Source organism: Bacteroides sp. MSB163, from assembly GCF_036416795.1.
Lineage (GTDB): Bacteria > Bacteroidota > Bacteroidia > Bacteroidales > Bacteroidaceae > Bacteroides > Bacteroides maternus.
In genome coordinates, this window is sequence record NZ_CP143867.1 from 1709564 (window position 1) to 1723722 (window position 14159).

General features: G+C 38.4%; 13 protein-coding genes and 1 pseudogene. All 14 read left to right on the forward strand.

What is annotated here, in order from left to right; genetic code table 11:
- The first annotated feature begins 1 nt into the window (after window position 1).
- The 14 genes and pseudogenes from VYM24_RS05865 (at window position 2) to VYM24_RS05930 (ending at window position 14137) form a co-directional block, all read left to right on the forward strand.
- Window positions 2-622 carry a hypothetical protein gene (locus VYM24_RS05865; RefSeq protein ID WP_291549939.1) on the forward strand — a complete coding sequence of 207 codons (621 nt, stop codon included), beginning with the start codon at window positions 2-4 and terminating at the stop codon, window positions 620-622.
- A gap of 155 nt (window positions 623-777) precedes the next feature.
- Entirely contained in the window at window positions 778-1530 is a 753-nt protein-coding gene (locus VYM24_RS05870; protein WP_291549941.1) for a porin family protein, read from the forward strand.
- An 86-nt stretch (window positions 1531-1616) separates the two neighbouring features.
- Window positions 1617-2264: pseudogene (locus VYM24_RS05875) on the forward strand (DUF6563 family protein).
- Window positions 2265-2277: 13 nt separating this feature from the next.
- On the forward strand, window positions 2278-2670 hold the full coding sequence (locus VYM24_RS05880; protein ID WP_330941731.1) for a hypothetical protein: 393 nt from the start codon (window positions 2278-2280) through the stop codon (window positions 2668-2670).
- A gap of 341 nt (window positions 2671-3011) precedes the next feature.
- Window positions 3012-3494: a T9SS type A sorting domain-containing protein gene (locus tag VYM24_RS05885; RefSeq protein WP_217714918.1), complete on the forward strand. Its 483-nt coding sequence runs from the start codon at window positions 3012-3014 to the stop codon at window positions 3492-3494.
- 137 nt (window positions 3495-3631) lie between these two features.
- The gene (locus tag VYM24_RS05890) at window positions 3632-9790 is read left to right on the forward strand and encodes an RHS repeat-associated core domain-containing protein (RefSeq protein WP_330941732.1); all 6159 of its coding nucleotides are present in this window, start codon (window positions 3632-3634) and stop codon (window positions 9788-9790) included.
- A 35-nt stretch (window positions 9791-9825) separates the two neighbouring features.
- A complete protein-coding gene (locus tag VYM24_RS05895) occupies window positions 9826-10254 on the forward strand; it encodes a hypothetical protein (protein WP_007216425.1) in 429 nt (142 codons plus the stop codon).
- Between the two features lie 258 nt (window positions 10255-10512).
- Window positions 10513-10938, forward strand: coding sequence for a hypothetical protein (locus VYM24_RS05900; protein ID WP_007216424.1), 426 nt, complete (start codon window positions 10513-10515; stop codon window positions 10936-10938).
- A 117-nt stretch (window positions 10939-11055) separates the two neighbouring features.
- Window positions 11056-11547 (forward strand): hypothetical protein, encoded by a 492-nt coding sequence (locus tag VYM24_RS05905; protein WP_330941733.1) that lies wholly within the window; start codon window positions 11056-11058, stop codon window positions 11545-11547.
- Entirely contained in the window at window positions 11544-11786 is a 243-nt protein-coding gene (locus tag VYM24_RS05910; protein ID WP_330941734.1) for a hypothetical protein, read from the forward strand. Before VYM24_RS05905 ends, VYM24_RS05910 begins: the two co-directional genes overlap by 4 nt.
- Window positions 11787-11810: 24 nt before the next feature.
- The gene (locus tag VYM24_RS05915) at window positions 11811-12248 is read left to right on the forward strand and encodes a hypothetical protein (protein WP_291549951.1); all 438 of its coding nucleotides are present in this window, start codon (window positions 11811-11813) and stop codon (window positions 12246-12248) included.
- A 53-nt stretch (window positions 12249-12301) separates the two neighbouring features.
- Window positions 12302-12730, forward strand: a complete 429-nt coding sequence (locus VYM24_RS05920) for a hypothetical protein (RefSeq protein WP_291549953.1) — start codon at window positions 12302-12304, stop codon at window positions 12728-12730.
- A gap of 23 nt (window positions 12731-12753) precedes the next feature.
- Window positions 12754-13482 carry a hypothetical protein gene (locus tag VYM24_RS05925; protein ID WP_299094404.1) on the forward strand — a complete coding sequence of 243 codons (729 nt, stop codon included), beginning with the start codon at window positions 12754-12756 and terminating at the stop codon, window positions 13480-13482.
- Window positions 13483-13657: 175 nt separating this feature from the next.
- Complete coding sequence (locus VYM24_RS05930) at window positions 13658-14137, forward strand: hypothetical protein (RefSeq protein ID WP_291549956.1); 480 nt, start codon at window positions 13658-13660, stop codon at window positions 14135-14137.
- The last annotated feature ends 22 nt before the right edge of the window (window positions 14138-14159 follow it).

Here is a 14159-nt window from a genome sequence, read left to right on the forward strand (position 1 = left end):
TATGAAAAAAATAATATTTATTTTATGTGTACTGTCTGTTTTATCATCTTGCAGGGGGATTCCTAATGATGTTAAAAGAGCATTTACTTACTGTTATGCAGATGTGTATACAGGGATTGATACTCTTATTAATACGGACGGTTATTATAATCGGCGCACATTTTTTTATAAGAATGGACTAGTTTTTGAAGGGTATTATCCTGAACGTGACCATCTTGAATTGCAAAAGTTGAAGGAATTTTCAGAAGAGCGTTTTACTTCTACATATTTTATTGGAATTTACCAGATCTATGGAGATACATTAAAGATACAGTATATACGAGAAACTCAATCTCTAAATGATGCTGGAAGAGGAACGGAAAAATGGTATAAAATCATCGATAAAAATACAATACTGTGTATAAATGATTTCAATAACACAACTATTGAAAGAGAAAGAGAACTTTCCAAAAGTTACCCTTCTGATATCGGTGATACTCTTCGGTTTGTTCCTGTTAGTGTGAAAATTCCTCAACCGGACGATAACTTGCTTAAAAGAAAATGGTTCTGGTGCAATGAGCAAGACTGGGAAAACTATATGAAACATATTGAACAATTGAAAAAACAGTTTAAGAAGAAATAAGTGATAGAGTACTCATTCAGCCGGACGATATATCCGGCCGAATGGGCTATCCATATTTTTTCGTTTTATTACTTGCATGTTCAATGCTTTTATGGTATATTTCCTCCTTGTTTTCTTAATTATATTTCAAATAATCCATTAATTCTGATATGAATATGAAAAAGCACGTTTTATTAGTTCTACTTTTGGGTCTAACAACCTCTTTCTGTTATTCACAAGTAAAAGTCAGTGTACAAGGTGGTGCCGGTTTCAGTGGCATCACAAAGGATAAAAATTATAAGGCTGACTTCGGATACCGTTTCGGGGTTGGGGTGGAGTTCCCTTTAGCTCGTGCCTGGTCATTACAGACAGGTCTCCAACTCTTGAACAGGAAAAGTTCCATTGATGAAGATGCATTAGAAACTCGCCAATACGAAGGAGAGACAGTTTTGCTCTATGAGACGAAAAAGTCTAAAATGAGCGCCGTCTATCTTCAGCTTCCAGTGAAAATAGCGACATATCTACCCTTGAATACGGATTGTGGTTTACAAATAAGTGCAGGACCGTACATTGCTTATGGTATTGGAGGAAATATTGACGGTGAAATGAAACGAGATCCTCATTGGAGTGGTAGTGGTCTTGTTCCGGAAGGATTTGAGGACTTGGGTACTCATCGAGAGTTTCGTTCTGATACTTTCAATAAAGACAGAGGCTTGAAACGATTGGACATCGGATTGAGTGCCGGGGTAGATTTCAAGTACAAATCTTTTTTTGTCGGTGGCGCAGTGGAGTACGGCCTTCTTCCCGTCAGTAAGGAATTTCTTAAAAGTATGTTCGAGGATGTTTTCGACGAAAACAAAATAACGAGGTCTCCCCATAATTTCGGGGTGGAGCTTCATGTAGGTTACTGCTTTAACTTGTGGAAATAAACTGTACTCCATTCAGTCCAATATATTATTGGGAATCATTTCGGAGAACCTCGAATTAAAAATTCTTATACTCAAATACAAGTTTTATGATACGGAATAAATACATCTTATGTTTTATATTTCTGTTATTTGCAGCCACTTCGTTTGCTCAGAGCAGATATGCTCTTTCATTTTCCGATTACATGGATGGAAAGTTCACTGCATTGGAGAATCTTGCTATTAAATCCAGGTCCCAGAGCAAGAGATTCTGGAATGGAGGCGCCGATTTTAAACCGAAGACGGGTGATAAAAAGACAGATAAGCTATTGAAGAAAGAGGTAAAGTATATCATACATCAGGATACCTTGTATGTAAACTGTCGGTAATTAAGATATGAGGGATGCAGGTTTGGCAGTTGGTATGCACCCGGTTTCCGCTTTGGTACAAACAAGATTTGTTTTATCGGTACTAAGATTGGCAAAAAGCAGATAAGTGAGGCTGTTGCGGGGGGTATGCTCTTCGGTGCCATAGGAGGGGCTATCGTAGCGTCTAAGCAACTGAAAAACAAAGTTTGTTATTTGATAGAGTCTGATAGCAAGAAAGTGAAACTCATCACTAAAAACAATATGAGAACTATTTTGCTGAATTATCCTGAGTATTCGCAGGAATATAACGCTTTGCCCGAAGAAAAGAAAGAGTCGGCAATTATAGTTATAGAGTATCTTATCAAAGCGGGATTATTAATGAGATATTAGAAAAATCTATAAAATGAAAGTCATGAAGTATGTGTTATTGATGTTTGGCTTATGCTGCCTGAATGTCAGTGTTTGGGGGCAAGAAAAGAGTGTAGTTCTCACGATGGAAGATGTGGTTGGGATGCAGGAAGCACAAAAAGAGCAGGAGAAGAGGATAAGAGTACCGAGAAACACGTTTATTGTGAATTTCGGCTATGGATGGATAACGAGTGAGGTGGTGATGCGCTCGGGATCTTACAAGTGGAAAGGAGGGGGAGAGTATAAAGTAGCGTATAACTGGGTCGGTGACGGCGGATATGGATTTGGAGTGGAATGTGAGGCTATTACTACTGATTTCCCGGAGGAACTTGTGACGTTGGGTTATGTGGCTCCTGTCTTTGTCTATTGCCAGAAGCTGGGTGTGTGATGGTGGCGGGCATCTATCTCCCGTCCTGATGGCATTTACTCAGGTATGATTGTGATTAATGACCGTCATGGAGTAAATCGTTTGGGAATTCAAGGCGGACTGAGATGTTACTTTTAAATCGTTTTCTATAATCGGTGGTTATGTCTTTTTAACCAATCAGATCTTACAGTTCTTTCAGCCGGAAAGCCGATGAATAGGGCAATTGACGGAGGCTGAAAGAACTGTAAGATGCAAAACAACTTTTCTTGCTGAAGTAGGTTTGTTACCACTGTTACCATATAATATTTTGTTTTTATGTGAAAGTTGTGGTTATTTGAAGCGTCAATAAAATCTTATATCACATGAAAACAACATTTTTACTTTTAAGAATTCAAACATCTAAACGGATAGTTGCCATATTTCTGCTATTCGCGGTTTTATCTATGTGGGCTGCTGCTGATGCATACGCCCAAAACAAAATCAAATATACCTATGACAGTGCCGGTAATCGGTTGACTCGCCAAAAGGAGATTGTGATTCAGACAAGGGGAGCCTTGAGCGATGATGAAGGAGAGCCTTCCACATATGAAGAAAAACTTTCGGAAACTAAAGTGACAATTTATCCCAATCCTACCCGTGGTATACTCAAAATTGATATTTCAGGAGTTGAGAAGTTTGAGAATGCCCGGATTTCTCTCTATGATCTTACCGGGACATTGCTGCAACAATGGGGCAGTATATCTCAATCCAATATGGTAGATATATCTGATCGAACTCCGGGGATGTATATCATGCAGATAGTCTATAATGGCAATACCAGCAGTTGGAAAATAGTTAAAGAATAGAAATGACCTAAAGCTAATACTCTGTTATGAAAAGAAATATATTTTTTATTTTAGTACTGCTATACTCCTTGTCAGGATATACCCAGATTTCAGTAGATCGGGACTCTCTTGTTATAGATTTATCAAAAGATAAATTTATGGAAGAGGCCGATGCGGACGGGTTGTATCAAGTAGTGAGAGAAGTCAATGAGTTGTCGTCGGAAGATGGTGATGTCCGAAATAAAGTTCTTCCGTTAGACGCCCCTCTCTTGACCCCCCCGTTGAAACCATTAGATCCGTTAGATCCATTAGAACCGTTAGATCCTCTTTTGCCGGCGCCTCCATCCCTGCCCGAATTGCCAAGCACGGTAGAAATAGACCGGGCAAAAGCAGTAGGTGAAATTCCTATTCAATCGAGAATAGAAAATGGCTCACTCACATACAGTGTACCTATTGAAATATATGGAGGGAAAAACGGACACCAACCCGCTCTTGCTTTATCTTATAATAGTCTGATGGGGAATAGTATTGCCGGATACGGGTGGTGTATAGGAGGATTATCCTATATATCTATTTGTAATTCAAATTATTATTATGATGGAAGTAATGCAAAACCAGCTAGTTTAGATAAGAATTCTGCCTATTCATTAGATGGAAGTAGGCTTATTAAGATATCAGAAACAACTTCTCAAATCAATTATCAGACAGAGCACGGCAATGTGAAAGTTACATTTTATGCACCATCAGGAAAATACTATTTTGATGTTTGGTATCCGGATGGAAAGAAAGTAACTTTTGGATATCCCACCAATACATCGGCACAAATTACTTACCCGATTACTAAAAGTGTAGATGCATTCGGAGGGTATATTGATTTTACTTATCTGTTGGATAATAACGTCTATTATGTCACCGAGATCAAATATGGCAGTAACTCTACTCAATATGGTGCTATACAGTTTACCTATCAGGCAAGAAATGATGTTCAATCTTCCTATATAGCAGGGCGGTTGATGAAGGATAGTAAATTATTGTCGAAGATAGATACATATTATCAATCATCAATGCTTCTTAGTACTTATACGCTGAGTTATGACACAAGTATATATAGTTTCTTGTCTAAAATCAGTCTTAAATCGAATGGCAAAGAAGTTAATCCGCTGATGTTCTATTATGGAGGTGAGTCTGATGAAAGTCGTTTCCAGACAAGCACGGCTTTTCTTGAAACTTATTTTGCTAACAGTAAGGCTCCCGACCTTATTTTGCATAAAGGTAAATTTAATTCTCTTACCCGGAGTGAGGGACTCGTTGCCTATCCTAATTTTGAATCTTATGGCATCACGGCTCATGATAGTAAAGGGAATTGTCTGTATGGAAGTAGATATGATCCTGCGCAGAATCTGTTGGTTTATAAGAATCTTGGCGACTATTTCTGCTCACCGGTAAAAATCCAGGCAGGTAATGGATTCCAGAAATTATATCCTGTTGATATAGATGGTGATGGAAATGATGAACTGGTTAGAATTAATTATTGGCTGCATGATCAGAACAGCGCCAAAGTAGATATCACTACCTATGATAAGAATATGACAGCCCGGAATGCATCTTTCCTATTAGAAGGAACATTTGCGGAAGGCAGCAGGCAAAGTGCCGTCCCCAGATTATTCATTACCGGAGATTTCAATGGAGATGGAAAGATGGAACTGGTTGCCGTTTCGGGCAACAAACTTCCGAAAGGAGAAACCAGGACATGGTCAAGAACCACTATGTTTAATTTGGAATCAAGGACTAAGATATATGATCAAACTCCATTCTTATTTGATTATTTTAAAGATGCGCTTTTTGCCGTCGACTATAACGGGGACGGGAGAACGGACATTTGCCTCATAAACGGAAGTGGAACTTATATTCACTCCTATCAGGGAGGCACTTTTGTGCAGATTGCATATACAAGCGGCATCAGGAACACGGATATATCAAGTAGTTCAAAAAGAGAATTACTGGTTGAGGATATTAATGGTGACGGACTCACGGATTTTCTTTTAGGTCCTAAAAGGAATGATTATTGGGTTGAAATGAAACAACGTCCTTGTGGTGAATGTAGTGGCTGTAGGGGTGAGATTATTGATAATTCGACAATAAAAGATGATTTTCTTCCTGATAATGATGGCAAGGTTGACATCAACAAGCCTCTTGGACCGACCACTCGGTGTATTAGGCCCATCCCTTATGGGGTTACTCATTACAATAGTACATATAAAACCTGGACTGTTTTATTGGCAACCGGCAGTGGATTTGTAAGCAGCACATTTGAGTTTTTATCTAATTCCGATACCAATTATCAGTTTCTGTTTCATGATCTGAATGGTGATAAACTTCCCGATTTAGCTGTAAAATCCGGAACTCAAATCAGTGTACATCTGAACCGGAACGGTAAACTGAATACTGTGGCCGAATCTGCAAAAGTGACTGTAGATTCTGATTCTCATTTTATAACAGGAACTATAGGAGATGGTTATAGTTGTAGGACCAGCCAATTGCTAAGTATTAAAGATGCCACTGTCACTCCAATTTCCTTTACACGTAATGATGCCCGGGGAAGAATGCTGACCGGCATGATTAACAGTTATGGAGTGATCGAGAAATTTGATTATGAAAATCTTACTAATGGCAGTATGTATTGGACGACATCTGACTATAATGTAGGTTTCCCATATAATAAGCTGTATATAGACGTTAATATGGTGAGTAATGCATACTCTATTTATAATGGTAAATATATATCTTCTGTATCGTATTATTATAATGATGCTGTTGCGCATCGTCAAGGCTTAGGCTTCTGTGGGTTCAGGAAAATTAGGATATATGACAATAACAGAGGAATTCAGACAGAACAGACTTTTGATCCCATGAAATTCGGATTCATTACTCAAGTGGTCACTCCAACGGCGGAATCGTCTTATAACTATCATATAGTTACTTTGTCAAATAAGCTAATCAGGATGTTTTCGAGCAGTAAGGAAGAAAAAGATAAGTTGAAAAACGTGTCAGTAAATTCCAGTTGCGTCTATGATGTTTATAGTAATGTAACGAAAGAAACATCTGTTTACAGCGATGGTCTCACGATAACAACTGATAAGTTTTATCATAACATAGACAATGGCACGACTTATAGAATAGGACTGTTATATGATCAGGTAACCACTAAAACAAAAGATGGTTTAACATGGGTCGGCAGAAATTACATACCTGTATTTGAAAAGAATCAGTTTCCGATTGTTACAGTGAATTATGTAAACGGGAAATCAGCCTCTCAAGTCACTCGTTTATATAAAGATGGGCTGGTTACTCAGGAACTTCTGAAAGAGTATGGAGCTACTACTAGCTTAAAAACGCTGTATGAATACGATTCTTATGGGAGGGTCATAAAGAAAACGACTCCTTTGAATTTTGTGAGTACGTATACGTACAATCCAAAGGGATTACTTTATTCTGTAAAAAATCATAAAGAACAGGAAACCACGTTCGAATATGATGATTGGGGTAGAAAAGTAAAAACTGTCTCTCCGGATGGTTCTGTAGAAACTACTTCATATTCTTGGGCTACGGCTCCGGCTTCAGCTTTAAGGCTTACTACCGTTTCTGCCACAGGTGCTCCGACTTCCCGGACTTATTATGATGCTTTAGGGAGGGAAGTAAGAAGTGGAAAACAACGCTTTGATGGAAATTATATTTATACCGATAATGTGTATGACGAGAGAGGGAGGTTGGCTAAAGTTTCCGTACCGTTCAAGGGAGCCACTCCTGCGCAATGGAATACATATACTTATGATTCTAATGATAGGGTCATATCATTAAAATATGCATCCGGTAAGGAGGACACTTTTTCATACTCTAATACAAGCGTAACTTCGGTGGTAGATGGTGTTTCAAAAACAGAAAAACAGGATGCTTCCGGAAATATAATATCAGTTACCGACCCCGCAGGTACCACTGCCTATAATTATAGACCGGACGGTCAGATGAATAGCGTAATTGCTCCGGGACAGATTACAACTACATTCGGGTATGATGATTTTGGCAGACGAATTACGATGAATGACCCAAGTTTCGGACTAATCGAATACGGTTATGACGCTATGGGGAATGGAGTTCTGGAAACTGATGCCAATGGAAATACTACGAAGAAAACTTATGATAATTTTCATCGTTTAACAAAAAAGGAGGTTGCCGGACAGACAATAAACTACAGCTATAATGCTGACAATCTCATAGAATCTGAGGTAAGTTCAAACGGGACGTCTAAAACCTATACTTATGACGCTTTGATGAGGCTGAAGACTATGAAAGAAACGAATGTGGATGGAAAATGGCTCGAAAAAACATTTACTTACGCGAGTGGGCGTATATCAGGCTTGGCGTATGCTTCCAATGTCGGCAGTATTGTGACTGAAAACTATACATATTCCTATGGTAATCTTTCGGAAGTGAAACTTAATAACTCGACATCCATCTGGAAGTTAACTGCTGAAAACTCATTAGGATTAACGACCGGTGTAAGCACAGGTATTCTGACCCGTACATATTCTTATGATGCAAACGGAATTCCAACGGGTAGGGTAGTTAAAAACGGTTCTACTGTTATTCAGAATTCCGGATATAATTTTAATGCTAAGACGGGCAATCTGAATTGGAGAAAAGACAATGTGAGGAACATTCAGGAGAGCTTTGGCTATGACAATCTGAACAGATTAACAAGCTTTGCCGGAAAAACGGCTGCTTACAGTAACAATGGAAATATAACCAATATATCTAATGTGGGAGCTTTTGTGTATAATGATGAGAAACCTTATGCGATAGCTTCGATTACTCCTTATGGTACGGAAGTTCCACTTCGGGAACAACAGATTACCTATAATGCTTTAAGAAGGCCGACGACTATTACTGAGAATGGTTATGTAGCAACATTTACATATAATGGGGAAGGTAATAGGGTCAAAATGAATCTGAAGAAGAACAATCAAGTTCAACTCAATAAATATTATTGGGGAAATCAATATGAATTCGAGACAGGAGTTGCGGGTTCAAAAGAAATTCTGTACCTTGGCGGCGATGCATATTCAGCGGCAGCAGTGTATGTGAAAGAAGGTTCAGGGGCTTGGGCTGTTTACTATCTGTGTGGGGATTATCTGGGTAACATTACCCACATTGTTAATTCCTCCGGTGTAGTCAAGCAAGAGTTGAGTTACGATGCGTGGGGCAGATTAAGAAATCCTGTTAATCAGGCTTTATATGCAGTTGGCACAGAACCTGCGTTATTCTTGGGCAGAGGTTATACTGGGCATGAGCATCTGACTGCCTTTGGTTTGATTAATATGAATGCAAGGCTTTATGATCCGGTTATAGGCAGATTCCTGTCTCCTGATCCGCAGTTGCAAGAACCGTATTCGAGCCAGAATTATAATAGGTATTCTTATTGCTTGAATAATCCATTAAGGTATATTGATGAAGATGGAGAGTTCTTCTTTTCAATATTTGCAGGTTTTTGGAAAGCTATTTTCCAAAAGAAAAATATTATAAAAACGATATGGAGCACTTTTACAAATGAGGCAAAGATGTATGGAGGGTTATTTACGACTGATAAGCGTAAGAGTTTTTGGGGACAATCCTGGGAACTCTTAAGCCGCTTTACTTGGCAATTACCTCAGACTATGGTAGGTCATACTTACGCCCATATATCTAATCATGTCGGTCAAGTAGATAATGTGGATTACTGGGGAGGAGCAACTGTAATGAGCGGAAATAACTGGGGACAAAAAGCAGTAACTCTGAGTAGTTTTATTATTGGTGATCGTACAATTTCGGCTGATCCGAATAACTCGGTATTCCAACATGAGTATGGGCACTACCTGCAAAGTCAATCGATGGGGTGGGGATATTTATCCAGAATAGGCATACCGAGCTTGATGAGTGCTGACGGAAGTGGGGAACATAAATATCAGCCTCACGAACAGGATGCGAATGCTAGGGCATTTTTATATTTTAATAGGCATGTTTCTGGGTTCTATCAAACGGGGGATCAATATTATACCAATGTTAAAAAAGGAAATAATATTGGATGGAATTTTGCTGTTAACCCGTTGGATATTAATCGTACTGGCAAAGAACGTGGATATCATGATTATCATAATCCTCAAGTCAGGGAGGCCATAAATAGTTTGAGAATAAAAGAAAAATGGTATGATTATGCATCATGGTCGGTTCCGGTTATTGGTCCTATTGGTATTGGAATTTATAACAGCAAGAGTTCGCGATAAAGTGCCCTATTTTATACACATTAATTACCTATATTATGAAAATTATAAAAATACTAGCTTTATGCTTATTGTCATGCTTGTTATGGGCATGTCCGGAACGAAGTGAGGCATATATTACACTTGTCAATAAATCAGATCAAAATATCGTTTACCAAGAGTATAGAGATTTTGGTCATACATTTAGTGATGCATTATTTCAATGCTCAGTTGGAGCCGTAGAAATTCAAAAGAGGACATCGGTTGTCATAGAGAGTTTAGACTATGCAGGATGGAAAGCCGATTTCAATTACACCCCTTGCATACAATTTTTAATCATGGATGAGCAGACTTATTCCCGATATATGTTTGAACCTTGTGATACAATTCGCAAATATGTTCCTATTCTTCATCGTTATCGGGTTTCATTAGAAGATATGGAACAGGCAAATTGGACAATAGTATATCCCCCTGAAGGTGAGAACTGAAATATAAAACTAATACATAAAATATGAAAAAACAAATCATTTTATTAGCAATCAGCATCTTGGGCGTATTCTCTCTTCATGCTTAGGAAATAAACAAGAGTCTGAGGCAATCCAAAAAGGAAGTAAACTCACAGCCACGTAAGGGCACGGACTGGAATAAACAACCTATCGGTTACGTTTTTGCAGGTGCAGGCATAGGATATATTCCATCGGTAGAAAAGGTTGAGGGACTGGCTGCTTCTAATTACGTTACGGGACTTGACTGGAGAGTGGGAATGTCTCGTTACTACAATCGTTGGGGATGGGGAGTACTTGTACAGCAATCGTTCCAAGCAATCAGTTGCTTTCTATGATGGTGTACGTGCTATGGCTATGGATGATATAGGGCGGTTATTGTATATTGCCCCTCAATTTACCGGTCGATGGATTTTAGGAGAGAAACTAACCATTTATGGCGCAATCGGTTGGGGGTGGTTGCGCTATAAAGAGACAGTGAAAGGAAGCGGATTGGGGGAACTCAGTGGTACAACCAATGCTTTAGGTGGAAATTTCACAGTGGGTCTTGAATATCGTTTGAGTTCGGTAGTAGGTATGAGCGTAGATCTCGGTTTAATAGGAGGCGAAATAGGGAAACTAAAAGTGGACAATACTGGGTTGCAGGCAACAATTCGAGAAGCCTTATGAAATGAATGCGAGCAGAAGAGGAAAAGAATATTTTCAAAAATATTATGATGTATCATGGGATGAAGATAAAAACCCAACTTACAAACCGGTGAGTACTAAATTAAAATATTAAACAGTATGAGAAAGAAAATATTAAAATCTGTATTATGTTTATTGTTATTGGGTTCTTGCGATAGTTGTCTTGAAAAAGGCGAAGCACGGTTATGTTTAGAAAACGAATCAGTACAGGATATATCTGTATTGTTGGGAGGAGTACAAACTACGGCAGATGCGGATACGATACTTCCGAATATAGATGCTCTTAATCTTCTTCACAAAATCCCTAAAGGGAAACAACGCGATATGGGCGGGGTAGGGAAAATACCAGATTGGGATGAAATATTTGAGTACTTGGGTATTGATACGATGCGTATTTTTATATTAGCTACCGATACAGTAAATATGTATGATTGGAATATAATTCAGAAGAATTATAATATTTTGCAGCGATATGATGTCAGTGTTGAAGATTTGAGGTACTTAAATGGCTGCTTGTACTATCCACCTATTTCCACCATGCGTGATATCAGAATGTGGCCTCCTTATAGTAAGTGGAATTATCCTTTTTGAAAATATCTATAGTAAATGAAATATTAAAAGGAAATAATATTGGATGGAATTTTGCTGTTAACCCGTTGGATATTAATCGTACTGGCAAAGAACGTGGATATCATGATTATCATAATCCTCAAGTCAGGGAGGCCATAAATAGTTTGAGAATAAAAGAAAAATGGTATGATTATGTATCATGGTCGGTTCCTGTTATTGGTCCTATTGGTGTTGGAATCTATAATAGTAGTGCTCGATAAAATATTTATTTATAATTGTTTATTATGAAATTTATGAAAATTGCCAAAATACTAGGCTTGTGTTTATTGTCATGCATATTATCGGCATGTCCGGAACAGAGCGAGAAATACATTAAACTGGTAAACAAGTCAGAGCGAGATGTTGTTTTTCAGGCAGACAACGATAATTATTTTGTGAATAATGACATATCCTACATTTGTCAAGGTATAGTCTTTACGATTTTGAAAGACTCGTTGTATCTTTGTCAGAGTGTAGATTATACAGGTTGGGAAGCCGATTTCAACTTGAGCCCTTATATGACATTTTTGTTTATGGATAAAGAAAACTATGATGAATATCGGGGTGAACCTTGTGATACGATTCGCAAATATGTTCCTATTTTGCATCATTATCGGGTTTCATTAGAAGATATGGAACAGGCAAATTGGACAATAGTATATCCCCCTAAGGAAAAGGAATGAGAACTTTATGTGATCAATAACAGTTCTCAATAAATTACTTAACTATTAATGTTATGAGAATTACAAGAATACTTGCCTTATGTTTATTGTCATGCATATTATCGGCATGTCCGGAACAGAGCGAGAAATACATTACACTTGTTAATAAGTCAGAACGAGATATTGTTTACCAAGAATATAGAGATCGAAATCTTACAATTGCTGACACGTTATTTTTATGTTCAGTTGGGGCCGTTGGAGTCTCCAAAGGTTTGTCATCTCTTATAGAGAGTGTAGACGATACAGGCTGGAAAGCTGATTTCAACGTTGTTCCTTGTATGCAATTTCTGATTATGGATCGTGAAATCTATCGTAGATATATGTTTGAACCTTGTGATACAATTCGCAAATACGTTCCTATTCTTCATCGTTATCGGGTTTCATTAGAAGATATGGAACAGGCAAATTGGACAATAGTATATCCCCCTGAAGGTGAGAACTGAAACATAAAACTAATACATAAAATATGAAAAAGCAAATCATTCTATTAGCAATCAGCATTCTGGGAGTATTCTCTCTTCATGCTCAGGAAATAAACAAAAGTCTGACGCAATCCGAAAAGGAAGTAAATTCACAGCCACGTAAGGGAACGGACTGGAGTAAACAACCCATCGGTTACGTCTTTGGAGGTGTAGGTATAGGGCATATTGTCTCCACAGAAGAGGTTGAGGGGACATCGTATATGTCCACAGGACTTGATTGGAGAGTAGGCATGTCTCGTTATTACAACCGTTGGGGTTGGGGAGTGCTGGTACAGCAGTTTCGCGCCAAAGAGACAATGTCTCTCACTGACGGTTTTCAAACGATGGAGATGAAAGACGTAGGACGATTATTGTATATTGCTCCTCAGTTTACCGGGCGATGGGTTTTAGGGGAGAAGTTAACCATTTACGGTGCAGTAGGATGGGGATGGTTACGTTATAAAGAAACTCTTAAAGCAGATGGCTTAGGCAAAATTAATGCTACGGCAAATGCTTTAGGCGGGAACTTTACGGTGGGACTTGAATATCGTTTGAGTTCAGTAATAGGTTTAAGCGTGGATGCCGGTCTTGTGGGAGGCGAAATCGGAAAACCGAAAGTTGACAATGATGAACTGCAAGCCGCGATGGATGAACTGTATACCGGCAAAATGGATGCCAGTCGCCTATATGCAACGGTAGGGGCACATATCTATATTTGGAAGAAAAAGAGATAACGTCTTCTATTAATGTTTAATTATGTCCGGATAAAACATTTTTCTCAGCTAAAAGGTTATTTATGTAGTATGGTAACAAAGATATTATTTATTTATTATTTGTCATTATCTTTGTAGTCATATCATATCAATGATGTCATTGAGTAAGGAAGCTACACTTTTGAATTGATTAAGAATGAGTAATATCTTTAAAAGACTATTCTCCATATTGGGGAACGATGAAAGTAAACCGGACTTTCGGATCTGCTGTACCCCTATGGAGGTATTTGATAAACAGAAAGTAAAAGCCATTGTAAAACAGTGGCTTTTGTTCATTGCTGAATACGAAACCCTGCCTAATGACATCATTGCATTGAACTTCAACTTGTGGGAAGCTGTCGAAGAAAATGGGCAGAGCTGCTATACACTCGAACTGACAGGCTCTAAACAATATGACGTGGAAAATGATGACTGGGCCTGTGAAGAAGATTTCGATCCGAGAGAAAGGAACTGTGATGCTTTGCAACTTTCCAGCGAAATTCCGTGGGAGGAAGTACTGAACGGCCTGGTGGAAGTTCTGAAAGAGTTAAAGAAAGATCTGAAAGAAATAAGTCTTTTTCAGGTGAAACATATAACAGTTGGGTTTGCGGAAGGCGATCTGATAGTTATAAAATAGAAACCTTCTGCAATGTGTGTAA